21 protein-coding genes and 1 pseudogene are annotated in these 23,990 nt (G+C 62.6%); 14 read left to right on the top strand and 8 right to left on the bottom strand.

From position 1 onward, the window contains the following. Positions 1-58: 58 nt before the first annotated feature. Positions 59-1,144 carry an LLM class flavin-dependent oxidoreductase gene (locus MF4836_RS23195; protein WP_078472237.1) on the top strand — a complete coding sequence of 362 codons (1,086 nt, stop codon included), beginning with the start codon at positions 59-61 and terminating at the stop codon, positions 1,142-1,144. Positions 1,145-1,157: 13 nt separating this feature from the next. Here the strand turns inward: MF4836_RS23195 and MF4836_RS23190 are convergent, their stop codons facing one another. After that, a complete protein-coding gene (locus MF4836_RS23190) occupies positions 1,158-2,174 on the bottom strand; it encodes an AraC family transcriptional regulator (protein WP_078472236.1) in 1,017 nt (338 codons plus the stop codon). A gap of 346 nt (positions 2,175-2,520) precedes the next feature. Here MF4836_RS23190 and MF4836_RS23185 point away from each other — a divergent pair, with 346 nt between their 5' ends. The 7 genes from MF4836_RS23185 (at position 2,521) to MF4836_RS23155 (ending at position 10,944) form a co-directional block, all read left to right on the top strand. Beyond that, positions 2,521-3,831: an ABC transporter substrate-binding protein gene (locus MF4836_RS23185; RefSeq protein WP_078472235.1), complete on the top strand. Its 1,311-nt coding sequence runs from the start codon at positions 2,521-2,523 to the stop codon at positions 3,829-3,831. A 78-nt stretch (positions 3,832-3,909) separates the two neighbouring features. Then, positions 3,910-4,836, top strand: a complete 927-nt coding sequence (locus tag MF4836_RS23180) for a carbohydrate ABC transporter permease (protein WP_078472234.1) — start codon at positions 3,910-3,912, stop codon at positions 4,834-4,836. A 10-nt stretch (positions 4,837-4,846) separates the two neighbouring features. Continuing rightward, positions 4,847-5,677 (top strand): carbohydrate ABC transporter permease, encoded by an 831-nt coding sequence (locus tag MF4836_RS23175; RefSeq protein WP_078472233.1) that lies wholly within the window; start codon positions 4,847-4,849, stop codon positions 5,675-5,677. A gap of 43 nt (positions 5,678-5,720) precedes the next feature. Then, positions 5,721-6,824: an ABC transporter ATP-binding protein gene (locus MF4836_RS23170; protein ID WP_078472232.1), complete on the top strand. Its 1,104-nt coding sequence runs from the start codon at positions 5,721-5,723 to the stop codon at positions 6,822-6,824. 16 nt (positions 6,825-6,840) lie between these two features. Then, positions 6,841-8,322 carry a mannitol dehydrogenase family protein gene (locus MF4836_RS23165; RefSeq protein WP_078472231.1) on the top strand — a complete coding sequence of 494 codons (1,482 nt, stop codon included), beginning with the start codon at positions 6,841-6,843 and terminating at the stop codon, positions 8,320-8,322. 35 nt (positions 8,323-8,357) lie between these two features. Then, positions 8,358-9,854 carry a xylulokinase gene (gene xylB, locus MF4836_RS23160; RefSeq protein WP_078472230.1) on the top strand — a complete coding sequence of 499 codons (1,497 nt, stop codon included), beginning with the start codon at positions 8,358-8,360 and terminating at the stop codon, positions 9,852-9,854. 151 nt (positions 9,855-10,005) lie between these two features. Then, positions 10,006-10,944, top strand: a complete 939-nt coding sequence (locus tag MF4836_RS23155; RefSeq protein WP_078472229.1) for a carbohydrate kinase family protein — start codon at positions 10,006-10,008, stop codon at positions 10,942-10,944. Between the two features lie 11 nt (positions 10,945-10,955). Here the strand turns inward: MF4836_RS23155 and MF4836_RS23150 are convergent, their stop codons facing one another. Further along, positions 10,956-12,257 carry an OprD family porin gene (locus tag MF4836_RS23150; RefSeq protein ID WP_078472228.1) on the bottom strand — a complete coding sequence of 434 codons (1,302 nt, stop codon included), beginning with the start codon at positions 12,255-12,257 and terminating at the stop codon, positions 10,956-10,958. Between the two features lie 595 nt (positions 12,258-12,852). Here MF4836_RS23150 and MF4836_RS23145 point away from each other — a divergent pair. Then, on the top strand, positions 12,853-13,866 hold the full coding sequence (locus MF4836_RS23145; protein WP_078472227.1) for an NAD-dependent epimerase/dehydratase family protein: 1,014 nt from the start codon (positions 12,853-12,855) through the stop codon (positions 13,864-13,866). Positions 13,867-14,031: 165 nt separating this feature from the next. Further along, positions 14,032-14,295 (top strand): DUF2790 domain-containing protein, encoded by a 264-nt coding sequence (locus MF4836_RS23140; RefSeq protein ID WP_078472226.1) that lies wholly within the window; start codon positions 14,032-14,034, stop codon positions 14,293-14,295. Positions 14,296-14,596: 301 nt separating this feature from the next. Here MF4836_RS23140 and MF4836_RS23135 read toward each other — a convergent pair whose 3' ends face one another. Further along, complete coding sequence (locus tag MF4836_RS23135; RefSeq protein WP_020298056.1) at positions 14,597-14,866, bottom strand: DUF1652 domain-containing protein; 270 nt, start codon at positions 14,864-14,866, stop codon at positions 14,597-14,599. A 519-nt stretch (positions 14,867-15,385) separates the two neighbouring features. On the opposite strand from MF4836_RS23135, the gene eco reads away from it, so the two are divergent. After that, positions 15,386-15,871, top strand: a complete 486-nt coding sequence (gene eco / locus MF4836_RS23130) for a serine protease inhibitor ecotin (protein ID WP_078472225.1) — start codon at positions 15,386-15,388, stop codon at positions 15,869-15,871. 68 nt (positions 15,872-15,939) lie between these two features. Beyond that, the gene (locus MF4836_RS23125) at positions 15,940-16,245 is read left to right on the top strand and encodes an NIPSNAP family protein (protein WP_020298058.1); all 306 of its coding nucleotides are present in this window, start codon (positions 15,940-15,942) and stop codon (positions 16,243-16,245) included. Here MF4836_RS23125 and ilvA read toward each other — a convergent pair whose 3' ends face one another. The 3 genes from ilvA to MF4836_RS23110 all read right to left on the bottom strand — a co-directional run bounded on the left by ilvA (position 16,246) and on the right by MF4836_RS23110 (position 20,040). Beyond that, on the bottom strand, positions 16,246-17,271 hold the full coding sequence (gene ilvA, locus MF4836_RS23120; protein ID WP_078472224.1) for a threonine ammonia-lyase, biosynthetic: 1,026 nt from the start codon (positions 17,269-17,271) through the stop codon (positions 16,246-16,248). A 242-nt stretch (positions 17,272-17,513) separates the two neighbouring features. Beyond that, positions 17,514-18,443, bottom strand: coding sequence for a magnesium transporter CorA family protein (locus MF4836_RS23115; protein ID WP_078472223.1), 930 nt, complete (start codon positions 18,441-18,443; stop codon positions 17,514-17,516). A gap of 10 nt (positions 18,444-18,453) precedes the next feature. After that, on the bottom strand, positions 18,454-20,040 hold the full coding sequence (locus MF4836_RS23110; protein ID WP_078472222.1) for a RimK family protein: 1,587 nt from the start codon (positions 20,038-20,040) through the stop codon (positions 18,454-18,456). A 92-nt stretch (positions 20,041-20,132) separates the two neighbouring features. Between MF4836_RS23110 and MF4836_RS23105 the strand changes: the two are divergent. Then, positions 20,133-21,221 (top strand): annotated as a pseudogene (locus MF4836_RS23105) (peptidase C39 family protein); the annotation flags it as partial. A gap of 56 nt (positions 21,222-21,277) precedes the next feature. Here MF4836_RS23105 and MF4836_RS23100 read toward each other — a convergent pair. Together MF4836_RS23100 and MF4836_RS23095 are read right to left on the bottom strand one after the other, a co-directional pair. Continuing rightward, positions 21,278-22,429, bottom strand: coding sequence for a PQQ-dependent sugar dehydrogenase (locus MF4836_RS23100; RefSeq protein WP_078472221.1), 1,152 nt, complete (start codon positions 22,427-22,429; stop codon positions 21,278-21,280). Between the two features lie 64 nt (positions 22,430-22,493). Then, positions 22,494-22,856, bottom strand: a complete 363-nt coding sequence (locus MF4836_RS23095; RefSeq protein ID WP_078472220.1) for a hypothetical protein — start codon at positions 22,854-22,856, stop codon at positions 22,494-22,496. A 216-nt stretch (positions 22,857-23,072) separates the two neighbouring features. On the opposite strand from MF4836_RS23095, the gene ku reads away from it, so the two are divergent. Continuing rightward, the gene (gene ku / locus MF4836_RS23090; protein WP_078472219.1) at positions 23,073-23,975 is read left to right on the top strand and encodes a non-homologous end joining protein Ku; all 903 of its coding nucleotides are present in this window, start codon (positions 23,073-23,075) and stop codon (positions 23,973-23,975) included. The last annotated feature ends 15 nt before the right edge of the window (positions 23,976-23,990 follow it).

Genomic DNA, 23,990 nt, shown 5'->3' with positions numbered 1-23,990 from the left:
GCGGCAGCGGCTACAGAGCCGCTACGGATTGATTAATCACACCCTCAGGAAACCCAAGATGAGCATTGAATTTGTCGGCATGATTTTCCCTCGCCAATGGTCCGAGACCCGGGGCATGCGCAGCCCGGATTTTGATCTGGAGTTCATTCGCCACCACGCCCGCGCCCATGAGCACGCCGGCTTTGACCGGGTGCTGATCGCCAGCGGCCCGGGCAGTGCCGACAGCTTGCAGATCGCCGCCTATGCCGCCGCCCACACCGAGCGCCTGGGCTTCATGATTGCCCACCGCCCGGCCCTCACGGCGCCGACCGTCGCTGCCCGGGCCTTCGCCACCCTGGACCACACCACCGGCGGCGGGCGAATTCGCCTGCATGCCATCACCGGCATCACCGCCGAACCCCAGGAAGGTGACACCCTGCTGGACAAGAGCGAGCGCTACAAACGCACCGACGAGTACCTGGAGATCGTGCGCCGTACCTGGACCGCCGAGGAACCATTCGATTTCGAGGGGCAGTACTTCAACATCAAGGGCGCGTTTTCTCCGGTCAAGCCGCTGCAACAGCCGCACATTCCGATTTCCTTCGGCGGGTCCTCGGACATCGCCTACCAGATCGCGGTCAAGCATGCGGACCTGTATGCGCTGTGGGGCGAGCCCCTGAGCGGGGTCGCCGAGCAGATCGCCAAACTCAAGGCCGCCGCCCAGGCCGCTGGAGTCGCGGCACCCCGGGTCAGCCTTTCGGTCCGGCTGATCCTGGGGGCCACCGAGGAACTGGCCTGGCAACGCGCCGAGCAGATCCTGGCGCAGATCAAGGCCAACCCGCAGTTCGCCGCCGGCAGCCCCTGGCAGAAACGGATCAAGGGCACCGGCTCGGAACGCCTGCTGGCCGCCGCCGCCCGGAGCGACCGCCATGACCGCGCGCTGTGGATGCCCACCGCCACCGCCGTCGGCGCCTATGGCGACACCACCGCCCTGGTCGGCACCCCGGAAACCGTGGCCCAGGCCCTGCTGGACTACGTCGACCTGGGGGTCACCACCTTCCTCAACCGCGGTTACGACCCGCTGTACGACACCGTCGACTACGGGCGCTGGATCCTCCCCGCCGTGCGCGAAGAGGCCGCGCGCCGCCAAGTGCGCTCGGCCTGACCGCTGCGCGGGGTCAGTGGGCTTCGTTGAGAATCAGGCTGCGGTAATGCCCGGGGTTGGAACCGGACCATTTGCGAAAGGCCTTGTAGAACGAGCTGGCATCGGCGAACCCGAGGCGGCTGGCGATTTCGGCAAAGCTGATCTGCGGCTCGGCCAGCCAGATGATCGCCAGCTCCTTGCGCACGCTGTCCTTGAGGCCCTGGTAGGTCTGGCCCTCTTCCGCCAGACGCCGGCGCAGGGTCGAGGCTGACATGCACAGGCTCAGGGCCAGGCTCTCGGTCTCCGGCCACTGCTCGGCCGCAAGCTGGCGCAAGTCGTGCTTGATGCGGCTGGCCAGGCTCTGCGGGTCGCGGTACTTGACCAGGATATTGGCCGGGGCATGGGCCAAAAAGCGCTTGAGTTCTTCGAAGCTGCGCTTGATCGGCAGGTCCAGGCAGTCGGCGGCAAAGATCATCCGCGTGCGCGGCCGGTCGAAACGCAGGTTTTCGGAAAACATCACCTTGTAGTCGTCGCAGAAGTCCGGCTCTGGGCACCGCAGCTCTATGGCCAGGATCGGGATCCGCCGCCCGGCCAGCCAGCAGGCCACGCCGTGCACGATCATCCAGTAGGTGAAGTAAGTGAAGGCGCGACCCGGCTGCGGATCGTCCTCCAGCAGCACGATTTCTGCCAGGCTCTGCTGGCGCACCAGTTGCGCCGGCAGGCGTTCGAGCATCAGCGACAGAAACCCCAGCCCCGACTCCAGACCCGCCGCCAGGTTGAGCTGGGCCATGGACGAACGACACAGAAACGCCAGGCTGCCGGACCTGAGCTTGCGCGGGTCCATGCCAAAAAACTCATCGTCCAGGCGCCGCGCCAGCAAGCGCCACAGGCGCGCATAGGCCGTGGCCGGAACTCGGGCGGCGGGGTCATCGAGCAACTGCGGGTCGATGCCGACCTTATTCAGGGCTTCAACGCTGGCCGCACCACGGGCACAGCTCTGCAACAGCGCTTCACGCACCAGGTGAATGGAAATGGTGTCTTTTTCCGACATCGCGCTTAACAGCTTCCTGTACAGGGGGGATGGGTCGGCCATCTTAGGCAGTGGCGGCTAAAAAGCCAGTGGCCTTTTGGCTGAGAGGCCCGTGCCCACACCAAAACCAATACGCTTTTTGCGCCTTTCTTGCAGCGCCCATTGAGCCCGGGCCCGCTCAAACAGCGATCGCTGGGGATATGGCTGTTGGCACCGAGTGCAAAAAAGTATCGATTAAAGTGTCAGGGATGATTTGTCAGCGAGGGTTTTGAGGGCTGTAATCAGCGCACATCTTCCTGGTCTGCGGAAGACACAAAAACAATAACCGTCCTTCTGTCGCCCCCTGGGCCCGGAAGAGGAGTGCACGATGAAACCTTCGGTAAAAGCTCTGCTCGTCACCACCTGCATGACCCTCAGCGGCGTCACCTTCGCGGCACAGACCGTCACCATCGCCACCGTCAACAACAGCGACATGATTCGCATGCAAAAACTCTCGAAAACCTTCGAGAGCGAACACCCGGACATCAAGCTCAACTGGGTGGTGCTCGAAGAAAACGTACTGCGCCAACGCCTGACGACCGACATCGCCACCCAGGGCGGACAGTTCGACGTGCTGACCATCGGCATGTACGAAGCCGCACTCTGGGGCGCCAAGGGCTGGCTGGAGCCGATGAAAGACCTGCCGGCGAACTACGACCTGGAGGATGTCTTCCCTTCCGTACGCGACGGCCTTTCCGTCAAGGGCGCGCTGTACGCCCTGCCGTTCTACGCCGAAAGCTCGATCACCTACTACCGCACCGACCTGTTCAAGGACGCCGGGCTGACCATGCCCGAGCACCCGACCTGGACCCAGATCGGCGAGTTCGCGGCAAAACTCACCGACAAGAGCAAAGAGCAATACGGCCTGTGCCTGCGTGGCAAGGCCGGCTGGGGCGAGAACATGGCGCTGATCACCACCCTGGCCAACGGCTACGGTGCGCGCTGGTTCGATGAGAAGTGGCAACCCGAATTCAACGGGCCGGAATGGAAAGACGCGCTGAACTTCTACGTCGACAACATGAAGAAATCCGGCCCACCGGGGGCCTCCAGCAACGGTTTCAACGAAAACCTCGCCCTGTTCAACAGCGGCAAGTGCGCGATCTGGGTCGATGCCAGCGTCGCCGGCTCGTTCGTGACCGACAAGACTCAGAGCAAGGTGGCTGACCACGTCGGCTTCACCTTTGCCCCCCACGAGAAAACCGAAAAAGGTGCTTCGTGGCTGTACTCCTGGTCCCTGGGGATTCCGACCAGTTCCAAAGCCAAGGACGCCGCCAAGGTCTTCACCACCTGGGCCACGTCCAAGGAATACAGCCAGTTGGTCGCCAAGACCGATGGGATTGCCAACGTACCGCCAGGCACCCGCACCTCGACCTACAGCGACGAGTACATGAAGGCGGCGCCCTTTGCCAAGGTGACGCTCGAATCGCTGAAAGTCGCCGACCCCAAAGACCCATCGGCCAAGCCGGTGCCGTATGTGGGCATCCAGTTGGTGACCATTCCTGAATTCCAGGCCATTGGTACCCAGGTCGGCAAGTTCTTCTCCAGCGCACTGACCGGCGGCTCGACCGTGGAAAAAGCCCTGGCGGATTCACAGACCTTCACCGAGCGCGAAATGAAGCGCGCCGGTTACCCCAAATAGTCTGTAGATGCCCCCACTGCGCCGCGGGAGCCTGCCCCTCGGCGCAAGGCCCCGCCGCCTAACGAGCCTGTGATCGCCATGAATACCACCACTGCCCCCGTGCAAACCGCGACCCCGGACAAGCCGCGTAAAAGCCGCTTGATCAACCCCGGCTGGTTCCTCGTCAGCCCTTCGGTGGCCTTGTTGCTGCTGTGGATGATCGTGCCCCTGGGCATGACCCTGTACTTCTCGCTGATTCGCTACAACCTGCTCTACCCCGGCGAAAACCAATTCGTCGGCCTGGAAAACTTCACCTACTTCATCACCGATTCGGGCTTCCTGCCCGGCGCCACCAACACCCTGCTGCTGGTGGGCAGCGTGCTGCTGATCAGTGTGGTGTTCGGGGTGTTGATCAGTGCCCTGCTGGAGGCCAGCGAGTTTTTCGGCCGCGGCCTGGTGCGGGTGCTGCTGATCTCGCCGTTTTTCATCATGCCCACGGTTGGTGCGCTGATCTGGAAGAACCTGATTTTCCACCCGGTGTCGGGGATTCTCGCGGCCCTGTGGAAGCTGTTCGGCGCCGAGCCCGTGGACTGGCTGGCGCACTACCCGCTGCTGTCGATCATCATCATTGTGTCCTGGCAGTGGCTGCCCTTTGCCATCCTGATCCTGATGACCGCCATGCAGTCCCTGGACCAGGAACAGAAGGAAGCCGCGCGCCTGGACGGTGCCGGGCCGATTGCGATTTTCTGGCACCTGACCCTGCCCCACCTGGCGCGCCCCATCGCCGTGGTGGTGATGATCGAAACCATCTTCCTGCTCTCGGTGTTCGCCGAAATCTTCACCACCACCAACGGCGGCCCCGGCTACGCCTCGACCAACCTCGCCTACCTGATCTACAACCAGGCGCTGGTGCAGTTCGACGTGGGCATGGCCTCTGCCGGCGGCCTGATCGCGGTGGTGATCGCCAATATCGCGGCGATCATCCTGGTCCGCATGCTCGGCAAAAACCTGACTGACAAGCCTTGAGGGCCGCGCCATGACGCTTCAACAATCCCGCCGCCTGCAAAGCCTGCTGCTCGGCACCCTGGCCTGGGCCATCGCGATCCTGATCTTCTTCCCGATCTTCTGGATGGTGCTGACCAGCTTCAAGACCGAAATCGACGCCTTTGCCACGCCGCCGCAGTTCATCTTCACGCCGACCCTGGAGAACTACCTGCACATCAACGAGCGCAGCAATTACTTCGCCTTTGCCTGGAACTCGGTGGTGATTTCCTTCAGCGCCACGGCCCTGGCGATGTTGATTGCGGTGCCGGCGGCCTACTCCATGGCCTTCTACGAAACCCAGCGCACCAAGAGCACGCTGCTGTGGATGCTGTCGACCAAGATGCTGCCGCCGGTGGGGGTACTGATGCCGATCTACCTGCTGGCCAAGAGCTTCGGCCTGCTGGATACGCGGATAGCGCTGATCATCATCTACACCCTGATCAACCTGCCGATCGTGGTCTGGATGATTTACACCTACTTCAAGGACATCCCCCGGGACATCCTCGAGGCCGCGCGCCTGGACGGCGCCACCCTGTTGCAGGAAATGGTCCGGGTACTGCTGCCGATCGCCAAGGGCGGCCTGGCTTCAACTGTGCTGCTGTCGCTGATCCTGTGCTGGAACGAGGCCTTCTGGTCGCTGAACCTGACCTCCTCCAATGCCGCGCCGTTGACCGCGTTGATCGCCTCCTACTCCAGCCCCGAAGGCTTGTTCTGGGCCAAGTTGTCCGCGGTGTCGACCCTGGCCTGTGCGCCGATCCTGATCTTTGGCTGGATCAGCCAGAAACAACTGGTCCGGGGCCTGTCCTTCGGCGCTGTGAAGTAACCGCACCTTCAAACAACAACGAATTTAGAAGCGGAGGCCCATCATGGCCCACCTGAAAATCAACAATCTGCAAAAAGGTTTCGAAGGGTTCTCCATCATCAAGGGCATCGACCTGGAGGTGAACGACAAGGAGTTCGTGGTATTCGTCGGCCCGTCGGGCTGCGGCAAGTCGACCCTGCTGCGACTGATTGCCGGGCTGGAGGAAGTCAGCGGCGGCACCATCGAGCTCGACGGGCGCGACATCACCGAGGTCAGCCCGGCCAAGCGCGACCTGGCCATGGTGTTCCAGACCTATGCCCTGTACCCGCACATGAGCGTGCGCAAGAACATGTCGTTCGCCCTGGACCTGGCCGGGGTGGCCAAGGCCGAGGTCGAGAAGAAGGTCAATGAAGCGGCGCGGATCCTCGAACTGGGGCCGATGCTCGAACGCAAGCCCAAGCAGCTGTCCGGCGGCCAGCGCCAGCGCGTGGCCATTGGCCGGGCGATTGTGCGCAACCCGAAAATATTCCTGTTCGACGAGCCTTTGTCCAACCTCGACGCCGCGCTGCGGGTACAGATGCGCCTGGAGCTGGCGCGCCTGCACAAGGAACTGCAGGCGACCATGATCTACGTGACCCACGACCAGGTCGAAGCCATGACCCTGGCGGACAAGGTGGTGGTGCTCAACAGCGGCCGCGTGGAGCAGGTCGGTTCGCCCCTGGAGCTCTACCATCAGCCGGCCAACCTGTTTGTCGCGGGGTTCCTGGGCACGCCGAAGATGGGTTTTCTCAAGGGCCAGGTGACCCGGATCGACAGCCAGGGCTGCGAAGTGCTGCTGGATGCCGGCACCCGCATCAGCCTGCCCCTGAGCGGCGCCAAGCTGAGCGTCGGCGGCGCCGTGACCCTGGGCATCCGCCCGGAACACCTGAACCTGGCCCAACCCGGCGATTGCACCCTGCAGGTCACGGCCGACGTCAGCGAACGCCTGGGCAGCGACACCTTCTGCCACGTGCTGACCGCTTCCGGCGAAGCCCTGACCATGCGCGTGCGCGGCGACCTGGCCAGCCGCTACGGCGAAACCCTGAGCCTGCACCTGGACGCCGAACACTGCCATTTATTCGATGCCGACGGCGTGGCGCTGACCCGCCCGCTGCGCGCCGCCGCCTGATAGCCGAGAACCTGCGATGAAACTCAACCACGCCAACCTGCACCGCCTCGCCTCTGAAGTGCAACTGCCCGCCTACGCCCTGGACGACACGCGCCATGGCATCGCCCATATTGGCGTTGGCGGTTTCCACCGCGCGCACCAGGCGTATTACACCGACGCCCTGATGAACACCGGCAGCGGCCTGGACTGGGCCATCTGCGGCATCGGGCTGCGCGCCGAAGACCGCCGCGCGCGGGATGACCTGAAGGAACAGGACTACCTGTTCACCCTGTTCGAGCTGGGCGATGGCGACGACACCGAGGTCCGGGTCATCGGCGCGATCCGCGACATGCTGCTGGCCGAGGACGGCGCCCAGGCCCTGATCGAGAAACTGGCCAGCCCCGAGATCCGCATCGTGTCCCTGACCATCACCGAGGGCGGCTACTGCATCGACGACAGCAGCGGCGAGTTCATGGCCCACCTGCCGCAGATCCAGCACGACCTGGCCCACCCGACCCAGCCGAAAACCGTGTTCGGCTTTCTCTGCGCGGCCCTGGCCAGACGCCGGGCCGCCGGCACCCCGGCCTTTACCCTGATGTCGTGCGATAACCTGCCGCACAACGGCGCGGTGACCCGCAAGGCGCTGCTGGCGTTTGCCGCCCTGCGCGACGCCGACCTCCACGACTGGATTGCCGCCAACGTCAGCTTTCCCAACGCCATGGTCGATCGCATCACGCCCATGACCAGCACCGCCCACCGCTTGCAGCTGCACGACCAGCACGCGGTGGACGACGCCTGGCCGGTGGTCTGCGAACCCTTTGTGCAGTGGGTACTGGAGGACAAGTTCGTCAATGGACGCCCGGCCTGGGAACAGGTCGGTGTGCAGTTCACCGACGACGTCACGCCCTACGAAGAGATGAAAATCAAGCTGCTCAATGGCAGCCACCTGGCCCTGACCTACCTGGGGTTCCTCAAGGGCTACCGTTTTGTCCACGAGACCATGGCCGACCCGCTGTTCGTCGCCTACATGCGCGCCTATATGGACCTGGACGTGACCCCGCAACTGGCGCCGGTGCCAGGCATCGACCTCGCCGACTACAAGGACACCCTGGTGGCGCGCTTCTCCAACCGGGCCATTGCCGACCAGTTGGAGCGGGTCTGTTCCGACGGTTCATCGAAGTTTCCCAAGTTCACCGTGCCTACCCTCAACCGCCTGCTTGCCGACGGCCGCGACACCGAGCGCGCGGCCCTGGTGGTGGCGGCCTGGGCCCTGTACCTCAAGGGCGTCGACGAGAACGGCACGCGCTACAGCATTCCCGACCCGCGCGCCGAGTTCTGCCAGAGCCTGGTGGCCGACGATGCCCTGCTGACCCAGCGCCTGCTGGGGGTCGAGGAAATCTTCGGCAGCGCCCTTGCCCGCTCGCCGGCCTTTGTCGCAGCCTTCGAACGCTGCCTGGCCAGCCTGCGCGAGCACGGCGTGAGCAAGACCCTGGAGCGGGTGCTGGCCAGCCACGGCTGAAAACGCTGGATTTCATAGTTTGCGCAGGGTGATTCATGACCACACAGCAGCTGTTTCTGGGGATCGACTGCGGCACCCAGGGCACCAAGGCGATTATTCTCGACACCCACAGCGGTCAGGTGCTGGGCCTGGGCGCGGCCCCCCACAGCCTGATCAGCGGCGACAACGGTCGGCGTGAACAAGACCCCCAGCAGTGGCTGCAAGCCTTCAGCCACGCCGCCGCACAGGCCTTGCAGGCGGCCGGAGTCGATGGCCAGCAGATCCTCGGCATCGGCGTTTCAGGGCAGCAGCACGGCCTGGTGCTGCTCGACGACCAGGGCCAGGTGTTGCGTGCGGCCAAACTGTGGTGCGACACCGAATCCACCGCGGAAAACGACCGATTACTGGAATGGCTGGGGGGCGAGTCCGGTTCGCTGGAACGCCTGGGCCTGGTGATAGCCCCGGGCTACACAGTGTCCAAGCTGCTCTGGACCAAGGAGCACCATCCGCAGCTGTTCTCCCGTATCGCGCGGATCCTGCTGCCCCACGATTACCTGAACTTCTGGCTCACCGGGCGCGCCTGCAGCGAATACGGCGATGCCTCGGGCACCGGCTACTTCGATGTGCGCAGCCGCCAGTGGGACCTGGAACTGCTGGCCCATATCGACCCCAGCAGGCGCTTGCAGGCGGCACTGCCGCCGCTGATCGAGTCCGCGCAGGCGGTGGGCACCATCCTCCCGGACATCGCCCGGCACCTGGGGCTCAACCCTGCCGCCCTGGTTTCCAGTGGCGGCGGCGACAACATGATGGGCGCCATTGGCACCGGCAATATCCAGCCGGGGGCGATCACCATCAGCCTCGGCTCGTCCGGCACCGTGTATGCCTATGCCGACCAGCCCCAGGTCAGCCGCGATGCCTCGGTCGCGAGCTTCTGTTCATCCAGCGGCGGCTGGCTGCCGTTGATCTGCACCATGAACCTGACCAATGCCACCGGCGCGGTGCGCGAACTGCTGGGCCTGGACCTGGAAACCTTCAACCAGCGGGTACAGCAAGCACCGATCGGCGCCCAGGGCGTGTGCATGCTGCCGTTCCTCAATGGCGAACGGGTGCCCGCCTTGCCCCACGCCACCGGCAGCCTGCTGGGGCTGACCATGGACAACCTGACCCAGGCCAATCTGTGCCGCGCCGTGGTGGAAGGCACCACCTTCGGGCTGCGCTATGGCCTGGACCTGCTGCGCAACAATGGCCTGCAAAGCCGCAGCATCCGCCTGATCGGCGGCGGCTCGAAAAGCCCGGTATGGCGGCAGATAGTCGCCGACATCATGGACACCCCGGTGGTCTGCACCCAGCAGAGCGAAGCCGCAGCCCTGGGCGCGGCAATCCAGGCCGCCTGGTGCCAGGCGCGCCAGAGCGGGCTCGACACCCCCCTGGGCGAATTGTGCGAACGCTGTGTCACGCTGGACCCGGGCAGTGAAACACTGCCGATTGCGGCGAATGTGAGCGCCTATCACGAACTGTACAAACGACATCACAATTATGTCTTATCTATTTGATTTACATCGAATTTATCCAATGAAATCGGGCTTTCTGCTTGCAGAAAACGCCTTGCCGGAGCGCCTTGGGCCATGGATTCCCTGGGATTCGGTCACATACCCAAGAAGAAGCTTTAATAAAAACACGTAACCTATTGATGAGTAATGACTTATGTACCTTGTTTGCGGCGAAGCGCTGTTCGATTTCTTCAGCAAAGACGACGCCAGCGGCCTGACCTCGAAGGTGAATTACCAGGCCATTGCCGGTGGCTCGCCGTTCAACGTGGCCGTGGGACTGCGGCGGCTCGGGGTCGATGTCGGCCTGCTGGCCGGCCTGTCCAGTGACTTCCTCGGGCGCCGGCTGCATCAGGTGTTGCAGGAGGAAGGCGTGCGCACCGATTTCCTGGTGCAGTTCGAGGCGCCGACCACCCTGGCCATGGTGGCCGTGGGGGCTGACGGCTCACCCCAGTACAGCTTTCGCGGCGAAGGCTGCGCCGACCGCCAGCTGCAACCGAGCCATCTGCCGTTGTTGGGCAATGATGTACGCGGCTTGCATATCGGCTCGTTTTCCCTGGTGGTGCAGCCCATTGGCGACACCCTGCAAGCGCTGGTGCAACGCGAAAGCGGTCAGCGCCTGATCAGCCTCGACCCCAATGTCCGGCTCAATCCGCAGCCTGATATCGGCCTGTGGCGCCAGCGTATCGGCAGCCTGGTGCCGCATGCCGACCTGATCAAGGTCAGCGACGAGGACCTGAACCTGCTCTACCCCGACCGGGACCCTGCCGAAGTGATCCAGGGCTGGCTGCAGCAGCGCTGCCAATTGGCCTTCCTGACCCGCGGCGGCCAGGGCGCAACGGTCTTCAGCCGGGCCCACGGCAGTTGGTCGGTGCCGGCGCGGCCAGTGACAATTGCCGACACCGTGGGTGCCGGCGATACCTTCCAGGCTGCCCTGATTGCCTGGCTGACCGAGCAGCAGCTGGATTCACCAGCGGGCCTGGCACAACTGAGCAAAGCCCAGGTCGACGCCCTGCTCGACTTTGCGGTCGGCGCCGCCGCCCTGACCTGCACCCGCACCGGGCCGGACCTGCCTTATCGGCAGCAACTGGCCTGAAACTCGGGCGGCTACAGGATCGAGAAGTTGTAGCTCAGGATCAGCCGGGTTTCGTCGGTATCCCGGGCAAACTTCTCGTAGTTGCTGCGGTACGTGGCATTGCGCAGGCGCAGGTTCAGGCCCTTGAAATCGCCCTGCTGCACCACGTACTTGAGCTCGCTGTCGCGCTCCCACTCTCGACCCGCCTGGGCGCTGCCCGGCACGTTGATGTGGTCGCCGTTGACATAACGGGTGAGGAAGCTCAGGCCATTGAGGCCCAGGGCCTTGAAGTCGTAGTCATAACGCAACTGCCAGGAACGCTCCTGGGCGGCGGCGAAATCGTTGACCTGGACGTAGTTCACCAGGTACGGGTTGCTGCCATCCAGATACGGCATCGAGTTGGCGCCATTCATGCGCTGCCAGCCGGCACTGAAGGTATGGCCGCTGATGGCGTAGCCCAGCATGCCGCTCAGGGCGCGGTTATCGATCGAGCCCGCACGCTGGGCGCCGCTGTCGGCACTCTTGAACAGGCGCAGGTCGGCCTTGAGTACGCCGCTGCCCAGGGGCTGATTGGCCAGCAGGCCGATAAAGTGCTGGCGATAGACGTCATCCAGCTGCGCGTAGTGGTACTGGGCGCTCAGGCGCTCATTGAAGCGGTAGTCGACCCCGTAACTGTCGAAGTGATCAGCCGTGGTGTTGCAGGCATAGCGCTTGTTCTTGCAATGCACGCGGATGTCCTGGGCATCGGTGGAATCACGGGCGGTGTAGCGATCCAGGCGGGCGGCGGTAAAGGTCAGGTCCTGAAGCTCCCGGGAAGTCAGCAGGGCTCCGTTGAACAGGGTTGGCAACAGGCGACCGTCGTTGTACTTGAGCAATGGCAGGTCCGGCAGCAACGCGCCGTATCTGAGCTCGCTGCGGGAGAAGCGCACCTTGGCCGTCAGGCCCAGCTTGGCGTATTGATCCTCGGAACCCCTGGGGTCCTGGCCGTGGGACGGCAACAGCCCGCTGTTGCTGCGACCCGGGCTGGAATCGAGCTTGAGCCCGAGCATGCCCAGCGCATCGAGGCCAAAGCCAAAGGTGCCCCGGGTGTACCCCGATTGCAGATTGAGGATAAAACCCTGGGCCGACTCCTCACGCTTGGAGGCCCCTTGTGCGGCACTGGTATGGCCGTCACGAAAATCACGGTTGAAGTACACCGTGCGTGACTCCAGCCGCGCGCTGCTGTCTTCGAAAAAACCTTCAGCCCGCACCGGGCCGGCAAAACCGGCGCAGAGCAAGGCAGCGCCGAAGCCCAGGACCGGGCGCGCAGGGGACAAAGAAAATGGGCAGCACATGAAAAAAACTCCAACAGCCAATCGATACAGCGATAAAAACAAGCGACCCCATCCACCCGACAAATTCGGATGTAGGGGCAAAATTGATTGAATCAATGAGGAGCGGCAATCATCGCAGATGGCTTTATGACACCAAACCCGACCTTAGTCTGACGGTGTCGCCCGGTTCAGCGGGTAGCCAGGGTCGGTACGGAGAAACAACATGAAGTTTGGATCCGAATTCATGACCGCTCGTCGGCATTCTCCTACAGGAGATGCAGCTTTCTCTTAGTCATACATCAGATTAGAAAATCACTTCAACTAATTGATAGTTAAGGTAAATATTGAATTAGTTTTTTATTTATTACACCCTCGTCATTTATACAACACGGCTTCGCGTCAATTAACCGTCTTTAGCATGTGATAGCGTCAAAAATACGGAAAGGCTGTTTTTTCGGCGTGCGCCAGCTGTCTGGCCAATAACCCCCATCATGCTCATCACGGACGAGGTCGTTCCCTTGGATATCAGAGCTTTAGCCGGCAATCCTGCAGGCAAGCCGTATGCTCGCGCACCGTCCGTTCTTTCAGGGGTCGCGCAACACGGGGGCTGCCACACATGAACATACTCATCACCGGGGCAGCCGGGTTCATTGGCGCCCATACGGCACTGCGTCTGCTCAAGGATGGGCATCAGGTGACCGGGTTGGATAACTTCAATGCCCATTACGACCCGCAGCTCAAGCAGGACCGGGTGCGTTGGGTCGCCGAGCAGGTGGGCCAATTCCCCCTACGACAGCTGGACCTGAACGACGCTCCGGCCCTGGGGCGGCTATTTGCCGAAGTCCGCCCGCAGGTGGTGATCCACCTTGCCACTCAGCCCGGTGGACGCTGTACCCAAGCGAACGCCCATGGGCAGCCTGATTGCAGCCAAGCGGGTTTGCAGCCGATCCTGGCCCCCTGCCAACGTCATACCGTTGAACACCTGATCTACGCCGCTCCCGAAAGCCATTGCACCTGCAAAGCAGGCAGTGCCTTGCAGGTGGACAGTGACGGCCGCCTGCAAGGTATACCGTCCACCGCGCTGCGCTTTCTGACGGTGTATGGACCCTGGGGGCGGCCAGACATGGCGCCCCATCTGTTCGCGCGGGCGATTTGCGAGGAGTTGCCGCTGAAACTGTTCAACCACGGCCTGCATCAGCGCGACTTCAGTTACATCGACGATGTGGTCCACTCCCTGGTCCGCCTGCTGCACAAGCCGCCCTCGGGCCACACCCAACTGCAGGACGAATCGCCGGCCTGGCTCGACAGCACCCTGCCCCGGCGCCTGTTCAATATCGGTGGGCAGCGCCTGGTGCAACTCAAGGATTACGTGGCCACCCTGGAACAGTTGCTGGGCCGCAAGGCCCGCTTTGAATACCTGAGCTTGCCGGGTAATGACCTGCCCCCAGGGCCGGAACCCATCAGCGCCCTGGAAAACCTCACCGGGTTCGGACCACAGACGCCGCTGGCCCAGGGGCTGGGACATTTCGTCGAGTGGTTTCACGCCTATTACCGGCCCGGCTGTGTGCCGCCGGCGCCGGCACTGGAGCTCTCGGGGCAGAGTCCGCAACCCCAAGGCCGCGAATACTGATTGGCTTTTTTCTACAACTGCTTAGCTCCCTACTTAATCATTGGTTAATCCCGCGGTCCAAAGCTGTACTGGACCGCGCTAGCTCAGATACTTCTGATGCCCTCCGCGGCAGGTTCAGCGGCCATCCGGCGCTGAGCGACCTAATGTCTGCATCGGAGATTCATTATGAACGCGCGCATCCTGTTGATCGGCGCAGCCCTGGCCCTGACTGGCGTTACCGGGCTGGCCCAGGCCGATACCACCACCACACACCCCGTGCCCTATCACTACGGCATGCCCTTGCACGTGGCCAAAGTGGTGTCGATGACCGAGCCTACAACCCTGGAATGCAAGGTGGTGACGGCTGACATGAAGTTCATCGACAACGCCGGCAAGCTTGAAGACATCAGCTACAGCAAACTGTCCGAAGCCTGCAGCGATCAGAACTGAAACAGCCCCGGGGTCAGGCGCAGCAACCCTGCCACCTGACCCCGGCCACAGCGCCTGATTCAGTCGCTGCCTCCCGGCCCCGTTCGCCGGGCGTTATCAGATGCGCCCACGAAATACCCTGAGGCGCGGCTTCACCTTGGGCGCTATCGAATCGGCTGAATGAAATAAGGGAAATGACCTGAACGCAGCGCCTGACCGGGAAACCGGCTCGGCGCCGCATTGCATGGCAAAAAACCAGCCCGGGCCTGGGGTTCACCCAAGCCAGGCGTATGGTGACAAACCCCGGTGCCCCACTGCTTGACTAGTAGGCACGGGCTCGTTGGGGCAGGCTCTGCTGACCTGGATTGTGGGCCAGGTCATAGCGCAATTCGGCGATCAGCTCGTTGATTTCCCGGCAACCATTGAGGCCCGAGGCATCGATGCCGGTCACGACCAGGTCCACGCGGTCGGTTTCATGGTCGCCAAAGACTTTCACCGTCATGGACAAGTCCGGGCTCAAGGTGCATTGGCAGCGTTTGGGCAGAAAACTGCTTTCAATAATGTTGCGTAGTTCCAGGGCAGATAAAAACATGGCGACTCTCTCCTTTATTTGAGACTGCCAATCAATGGACAAAACAGCAGGGCTGCAGTGACTTCCGTGTTCGGGTGCGATCCGGGCCGTGCCTTGACCTTCCATGAAGACAGGACCAACTCCTAGACTAGGCCGCTTTCCCGCTCCCGCTAAATTCTATTTAGCTCTGAGCTCCAAGCTTTTTACCCAAGATTGCAGGCATCGATCCATTTGGAGGGATGGCCCCGCCACAGGCTGTTTCCGGGTGTGACAAAGAGATCAGGCTTGAGGGTATGAGAAGCACAGAACATGCCCATGGCGACCACCGGGCATGCCTAGGACAATCAAGGGCTTGGGCCATAAATGTCATTCCGACATCATGCAATCTGCAACAAAGGCCGCATTGCGCCCTGCAAATTGCCAGACCGCAGACGGACGGTTTGCATTGACCCAGCGCAGGCGGTAAGAATGCCCGACCCGGGCCCCGGCCCTGATCCACGCAAATGAGTGGGTCTTTCTTTTTATCCGCAAGGAGGCGTCATGCGCTCGACATCCATCCATTCCGCCGGCATTGCCCTGTTGCTGTGGGGTATTTCCTCAACGGCGAACGCCGCCAAACTTGAAGACGTTGCCCCCTACCCCAAGGCCGAATCCGGCTTCAACCGGCAAGTCATCCAGCTTCAGAAAAAAACCCAGGAACAGGACTACAAGGTCGAGATCCTGGCGGGCAAGACCCTGACCGTGGATTGCAACCAGCAACGCCTGGGCGGCAACCTGCAGGAGCAAACCCTCGAGGGCTGGGGCTATTCGTACTACCGCCTGGAGCAGGTGACGGGGCCCATGACCACCCTGATGGCCTGCCCCGATGGCAAGAGCCATCGCGCGTTCGTCCCGGTGATCGGTGACGGTTTCATGCTGCGCTACAACAGCAAGCTGCCCATCGTGATCTACGCCCCCAAGGACGTCGAAGTGCGCTACCGGATCTGGAGCGCCGGGAAAAAAATCGACAGCGCCCGCGTCGAGTAAGTCGGCTGCCGGCGCTGCATCACCCCTGACCGATTCAGGTCCTCGTCGAATTCCAAGGATTGCCGAACATGATTACCTGCCATGTCAAATACGTGATCGACCCTTACCAACTCGCCGAATTCGAGGCCTACGCCAAGACCTGGATCGAGGTGGTCGAGCGCCTCGGTGGCACCCACCACGGCTATTTCCTGCCGTCCGAAGGCGCCAGCAATATCGCCTACTGCCTGTTCAGCTTCCCATCCCTGGCCGACTACGAAAGCTACCGCCATATCGCCCTCACCGACCCGCAAAGCGTGGCCCTGGTGGATTCGCTGCTGGAGAAGAAATTCATCCTCAGCTACGAACGCAGCTTCATGCGTCCGTTGCTGGCCTGATCAGGCCGGTACGGCATTGCCCAGGGCCACGCGCTGGGCAATGCCGCCCAGGCTGTCGAAGTTGATATTGGCCCCCGAGTCGATGGCGACCAGGGTTTGCCCGCGCACTTGCCGCTGCGCCACGTAGCGCTTGATCCCGGCCACGGCCAGGGCGCCAGAAGGTTCGGTGATCGAGCGGGTATCGTCGTAGATGTCCTTGATTGCGGCGCAGAGTTCATCATTGCTCACGGTCAAGACCTCATCCACATAGTGGCGGCAGATCTCGAACCCATGGGCGCCGACCTGGGCCACCGCGACCCCATCGGCGAAGGTACCGACGCTGGGCAGAACCACCCGCTCCCCGGCCTTGAGCGCCATTTGCAAGCAATTGGAGTGCTCGGACTCCACGCCCACGATGCGCACCTCAGGGCGCAGGTACTTGACGTAGGCGGCAATCCCGGCGATCAACCCGCCCCCACCCACCGGTACAAAGATCGCATCCAGCGCCCCGGGCTGCTGGCGCAGGATCTCCATGCCCACGGTGCCCTGCCCGGCGATCACATCCGGGTCGTCGAACGGTGAGACAAAGGTGCGCCCGGTCTGCGCCGCAAGCTCCAGGGCGTAGGCCAGGGCAAACGGAAAGCTCGGCCCGTGCAGCACCGCCTCGGCCCCACGGCTGCGCACCCCGATCACCTTCAGCTCCGGGGTGTGGGTGGGCATGACGATGGTTGCCTCGATACCCAGCTCCCGCGCCGCCAGGGCTACACCCTGGGCGTGATTGCCCGCCGAGGCGGTAATCACCCCACGCTGACGCTGCGCCTCGCTGAGCTGTGACAACTTGTTGTAGGCGCCGCGAATCTTGAAGGAAAAGGTCGGTTGCAGGTCTTCGCGCTTGAGCAGGATCTGATTGCCCAGTGCTTGGGATAGGGCCGGCGCCAATTGCAGCGGCGTGCGCACCGCCAGGTCATAGACCGGCGCCGCGAGGATTTTCTTCACATAGCCTTCAAGCAGCCCGAGTTGCGGGTCCTGGCGGTTGGCGCGGGTCATGGGAGGTCTCCTGGGTGGTGTTCGAAGCCCGGAAGACAGAGAGAAAAAACCCGCCTCCAGGGCGGGTTGGGTGCAGTCGTCAGCAAGCCCGCCAATAAGGAATGGCGGTAATAATGCTTGGCTGGGAACGGAATGCTGGGGAAGTCATGCACGGAAATTACCCGGCAAAAGGCTGACCCGTCAATGGACATTTCGCCACCAAGCCGCGCTTTATCTGAAGTAACCCCTGGATAGATCCATGCTCAAGGGCTTTTCGCCAGCCGCTTCAGCCCCAGCACCATGGCCCCCGCCCCCAGGCCCATGGCGCTGAGAAACAACGGGTACGACACCCACCAGGGCGTGCCGGCCGTCATCATGCTGAACTCCGACATGCCGCCGATGCTGGCCAGCAGGTTGAGCGGCAGAAACACCACGTTGATCAGCGTCAGCTTGCGCAACAGGCTGTTCATGTTGTTGTTCATCAGGTTGCCGCGGGCATCGATCAGCCCGGAGAACACCGTGGAGTAGATCTCCGCCTGCTTGTAGCACTGGTTGTTTTCGATGATCAGATCGTCGATCAGGCCCACCGCCTGCGGGCTGAAATGCTCCTTCTCGGCATGGTTGCGCAACCGGGTCAGGACCGCACCGTTGCTGTGAATCGCATTGATGTAATAGATCAGGCTCTCGCTGAGGTTGAACATCTGCACCAGGTGGCGGTTTTCCATGGAGGCGTTGAACTGCTGCTGCAACTCCCGGGCGACCATCTTGATCACCTTCAGGTGCCCCAGGTAGTGGTGAATATTGCCCAGCAGCAGGTCCAGCAGTACATCCAACGGCGTGTGTAGGGCCTGGCGCTGGCCCAGGCCGTCGAGTTGGCCGTCGTCGGTGGCGATCACCAGCAGGCGATCCGGCGAAAACAGCAACCCGCAGGACGACACCTCGAACGCCAGGCTGCCGCCGCCGGAGTAGTTTTCCGGGCGCTTCCAGATCAGGAACAGGTTGTCGGGATGAAACTCGATGCGCGACACCTCGTCCGGGTCCAGGGCGGAGGCCAGGGCATGCTCATCGAGCTTGAACGCGCTGTGCAGCAGGTCGCGCTCCCCCAGGTCGGGGTTGCAGAACAACATCACTTCGGCGTCCAGCCGCTGCACCGGCAGCAGGCGCCCCTGGGCCAAGCGGTAGCTCTGGATCATCGCGGCGGCCTCACCAGGCCTGGCCGCGACGCTTGAGCTCCAGGCGTCGGACAAACTCCTCAAGCACCAGGGAATACAGGTCGTCCTGCAAGTAGGCGTCTTCGATGCCGGCGTCCATGTTCGGGTTGTCGTTGACCTCGATCACCACCACCTTGTCGCCGGACTGCTTGAGGTCGACCCCATACAGGCCGTCGCCGATCAGGTTGGCGGTCTTCACCGCCAGTTCCACCACTGCTCGCGGCGCCTCGTGCACCGCCAGGGTCCGGCACTCGCCGTTGATGTCCTGGCCCTTGGCTTTGTGGTTGTAGATCTGCCAGTGGCCCTTGGACATAAAGTACTGGCAGGCAAAGATCGGTTTGCGGTTGAGCACGCCGATGCGCCAGTCGTACTCGGTGTAGAAAAACTCCTGGGCCAGCAACAGCACCGAATGCTCGAACAGCTCGGCCGTCGCCTCCAGCAGCGCCTGCTGGCTTTCGACCTTGATCACCCCACGGGAGAAACAGCCGTCGGGGATCTTCAGCACCAGCGGGAACCCCAGGCGCTCGCCCACGCGCTCGAAGTCCTGCGGTCGCTCCTTGTACAGAATCTCGGTGGCCGGCATGCCCAATTGATGGCTCTTGAGCAGGTCGGTCAGGTACACCTTGTTGGTACAGCGCAGAATCGACGCCGGATCATCCATCACCACCAGCCCCTCGCTCTCGGCCTTTTTCGCGAAGCGGTAGGTGTGGTTGTCGACACTGGTGGTTTCGCGGATCAACAAGGCGTCGTATTCGGCCAGGCGTGAGTAATCCTTTTTCTCGATCAGTTCGACATCGATGCCCAGCCCCTTGCCGACCCGGATAAAACGCTCCAGGGCCAGGGCGTTGGACGGCGGCAAGGCTTCCTGCGGGTCATGCAGGATCGCCAGGTCATAACGGGCCATGCGCCGCGAGCGTGGCAGGCGCCAGATCTTGCGGCTGAAACTGTCCAGGGCATTGGCGAATTGATCTTCCTGATCATCGCGCACTTTATGCAACGTGCCGGACTTGACCCCTTCAATGTGCCAGCCGTTAGTTCTCTTGAAGTCAACTAACAGTATGGGACAGGGAAACAACTCGAATAACTGACGCGCCAGATCCTGCAACGGCTCGATACTACTTTTGCCGAAGTACAAGGTCAGAGTAAAGGCTTCAGTGTCACTGTAAGCATGATTATTCAGGGCCTTTTCCAGGGTTTTATCCAGGTCATCCAAGGCCAGGCCATACAGCGACTTACGGGTCAGCTCGCTGATGGTCCGCACCGAAGGAATCACCCGATGGCCCCGCGCCTCGGCCAGCAACGAGCAGTAGTAGCCATGGCCCAGGTACTTGTAGCTGCGGCACAGGTTGATCACCTGGACCCGCTTGCCCGGCTCATTACCACGGGTTTGCTCAAGGTATTCCTGAGCCGTGACCACGTCTTCGCTGGGGAAGTAGGACGCCCAGTCCTCCTTGCGTTCGACAATAATAACCAGCTGGCTGGAAGTTCTAGCCACCTCGGAAAAATAAGCAGTTGTCGTTATTGTTTCCGGCAAACTTTGCTCGGATACTTCACGCCATTGACCCTGTACCGCTGACATAGTGATTGATCCGCTGAAGAACAAGACCGTTTCTATTAAGCATGAAGTTTTTTAAAAGTCCCGTTTCATTACGCAACTTTTACGGCGGTTATATGGATCTTGTCTTTCGCACTGCAACCCTCGACGACCTGCCCAGTCTGCTGGCGCTGGAACAGCAATGTTTCACCAGCGACCGGCTGACGCCGCGCAGCTTCCAATGGATGATCAGCCGGGCCCATGGGCAGTTGGTCGTCGCCGAACACCAGGGAGGCATTCAGGGCTATGCCCTGGTGCTGTTTCACCGTGGCACTTCGTTGGCGCGCTTGTATTCGATCGCCATCGCCGTGCAGGCACGGGGCCAGGGCCTGGGGCAGCGCCTGCTGCAAGAGATCGAGGCACGGGCCCTGGCGCATGACTGCGCCTACCTGCGCCTGGAGGTACGCAGCGACAACCCGTCGGCGATTGCCCTCTATGAGCGCAACGGCTATCGGCGCTTTGCCCTGATCCACGACTATTACCAGGACCACGCCGATGCCCTGCGCCTGGAAAAACGCATCCTGCAGCACCGCGAGACCCGCAGCATCCGCGTACCCTACTACCCCCAGACCACCGACTTCACCTGCGGCCCGGCCTGCCTGTTGATGGCCATGGGCGCCCTGCAACCCGGCCGGCTACTGGAGCGCCGCGAAGAGCTGCAGATCTGGCGTGAAGCCACCACCGTGTTCATGACCGCAGGCCATGGCGGCTGCAGCCCCCAGGGTTTGGCACTGGCGGCCTGGCAGCGAGGTTTTCGGGTGCGGTTACAGGTCAATACCGTGGGCCCGCTGTTTCTCAATGGCGTGCGGGACGAGCGTAAAAAGGACGTCATGCGCCTGGTGCACGAAGAGTTCTGCGCGCAACTGGCCCAGAGTTCGGTGCAGCAGGTGCTGGGCGGACCGCTGGACCTGTCGCGCCTGCTGCACGACGGTGGGCAGCCCCTGGTGCTGATCAGCAGTTATCGCCTGACCCGCTCCAAGGCGCCGCATTGGGTGATGGTCACTGACTGTGACCCGGATTTTGTCTACCTGCACGACCCGGACGTCGACCACAGCCAGCATCGCCAGGCCGTGGACTGCCAGCACTTGCCGGTGAGCCACGCCGAGTTCGCCAAGATGTGCAGCTTCGGCAGCAGCAAGTTGCGGGCGGCGGTGGTGCTGTACGCCCCCCCGGCACAGGTGCCGGATGCCAACGGTGACCCTGGCCCCGGCGCCGCCGGCAATCAGTTCAGGCCTACGCGGTACAGCCCGCCCTTGTCCTCGTCGGTCAAGACATAGAGGTAACCGTCCGGCCCCTGGCGCACATCGCGGATGCGCGCCTTGAGTTCGCCGAGCAGGCGCTCTTCATGCACCACCTGCTCACCGTCGAATTGCAGGCGAATCAACTCCTGCGAGGCCAGTGCGCCGATAAACACGTTGTGCTGCCAGGCCTTGAAGCGGTCACCGTCATAGAACGCCATGCCGCTGATGCCCGGAGACTTCTCCCAGACATGGTGCGGGGCCACGGTGCCTGGTGCGCTCTGCCCCTGAGCTTCAGGGATCGGCTGGCCGGAGTAATTGATGCCGTGGGTCGCCAGGGGCCAGCCGTAGTTCTTGCCGCGCTCGATGATGTTGATTTCATCGCCGCCCTTGGGCCCGTGCTCGTTCTCCCACAAGGTGCCGCTCCAAGGATTGAGGGCCGCGCCCTGGGGATTGCGGTGGCCGTAGGACCAGATTTCCGGACGCACGCCGCTTTGGCCGACGAAGGGGTTGTCGTCCGGCACCTTGCCGTCAGCGAAGAGGCGCACGACTTTGCCTTGCAGCTTGTCCAGGTCCTGGGCCGTCGGCCGATCGTTGTTTTCGCCGAGGGTGATAAACAGGTAGCCGTCACGGTCGAACACCAGCCGCGAGCCGAAGTGATTGCCCGTGGAGAGTTTGGGTTCCTGGCGGAAGATCACCTGGAAACCTTCCAGGCTCTTCAGGTCACTGGACAGCCGGCCACGACCCACCGCCGTCCCGGCAGTGCCGCCTTCGCCACCACCCTCGGCGTACGACAGGTAGACCATGCGGTCCTGCTTGAAGTCCGGTGACAGCACCACGTCCAAAAGGCCGCCCTGGCCCTTGGCCCAGACCTGCGGCACACCGGTCAGTGGCGCCGATATCCGGCCGTCGGCGTTGACCAGCCGCAGGTGGCCGGGGCGCTCGGTCACCAGCATGCCCTGGCTGTCCGGAAGGAAGGCCAGGGCCCAGGGATGATCGAGGTTCTGGGTGATCGGGGTGACGCTGAGGGTGCCCTGCTCGCTGGCATATTGCTGCGCGGTGGCAGCCGAGGCGGCGGGTACGGTGGTCAGGAAAACACTGGCGCAGAACGTGGCCAGGAGAGTTTTACGCAACATGCACTATTCCTTCCGTTGCTTGAAAGTCCGGCGGGCCAAGGACCGTCAACGTCCTCGGCAGCGCTCAGCGTCTGTCATTCGATTGAGGGTCACGGCTACCGGGTTGGGGCTGCGGATTGGCTCTGGGCGGGCTGCCGGTGCGTGGATAGCCGTTGCCGATGCCGCCGTTTTCCAGGGTCGGCGGACGCGGCACCGGAGCGGTATTCGGCCCGCGAATGGCCGGGGCGCTGGGTTGGGTGCCCTGCATGCTATTGGGGTTGGCCCGGCGCGTCGGGCTGTTGTAGGGGTTGTCGTTGCCGCTATTGGGCAGGCTCTGCGCCAGCAATAATTTCGCTTCGCCAGTACCGGCCTGTGGAGCGGCCTGCACCACGGCACTGGCACATGCGGCCAGGGCGAGCGCGGCCAGGCGTCCCATCAGTCTGTTCATAGGGCCCTCGTTGATAGCAAGCAGATATCAGTTTCGAGTCCACGCTACGCCCGGGGTTCGCCTTTGTTAATTAAATAATCCTTAAGAACATGTAACACCGAATATCCGCAGCCGGCCTGGTCCGGGAATCGTCAGGGAATCGCCGCGCGTTAATGGGCGAAACTTTTGCCGAACGCCGCAGGTCACCTGAAGACTCACACTGCAGAGGCGACGACCATGGCACGGGCAATCTGGAAGGGCGCGATCAGTTTCGGTCTGGTGCATATCCCGGTGGCCCTGGTGTCGGCCACGGCGTCCCACGGCGTCGACTTCGACTGGCTGGATCAGCGCAGCATGGACCCGGTGGGCTATAAGCGCGTGAACAAAGTCACCGGCAAGGAAGTCACCAAGGAACACATCGTCAAGGGCGTGGAATACGAGAAAGGCCGCTATGTGGTGCTCAGCGAAGAGGAAATCCGCTCGGCGCACCCGCTGTCGACCCAGACCATCGATATCTTTGCCTTCGTCGACAGCCAGCAGATCCCCCTGCAAAACGTCGACACCCCGTACTTCCTCGCTCCGGACAAACGCGGCGGCAAGGTCTACGCGCTGCTGCGCGAGACCCTGACCAGCACCGACAAGGTCGCCCTCGCCCACGTGGTGCTGCACACCCGCCAGCACCTGGCGGCACTGATGCCCCTGGAGTCGGCGCTGGTGCTGGTGATGCTGCGCTGGCCGGCCGAGGTGCGCAGCCTCGACGAACTCGAACTGGGGGCCGAAGTCACCCAGCCGCAGTTGGCCAAGGGTGAGCTGCAAATGGCCAAGCGCCTGGTGGAAGACATGAGCGCCGACTGGGAGCCCGAGCAGTACCGCGACAGCTTCGAGGACAAGATTCACGCCCTGGTGGAGAAGAAAGCCCGCGCCGGCAAGATCGAGGACGTCGAGACCCAGGCTGGCGAGGAGCAACGCAAAAGCGCCGACATTATCGACCTCACCGAAATGCTCAAGCGCAGCCTCGGCTCGCGCCCCAGCGCCAAGGCCCCGGCCAAATCCGCCAAACCGGCCACCCGACGCGCGCCTGCCAAACCCGCCAGCAAAAAAGCCCCCAGCAAGAAGTCCACGCACAAGACCCGCGCCTGAACCTCGCATGGGCGC

It is taken from the genome of Pseudomonas sp. MF4836 (genome assembly GCF_002018875.1).
Lineage (GTDB): Bacteria > Pseudomonadota > Gammaproteobacteria > Pseudomonadales > Pseudomonadaceae > Aquipseudomonas.
The sequence above is the reverse complement of the archived record's forward strand: the minus strand, read 5'-3'. Positions and strand labels throughout refer to the sequence as shown.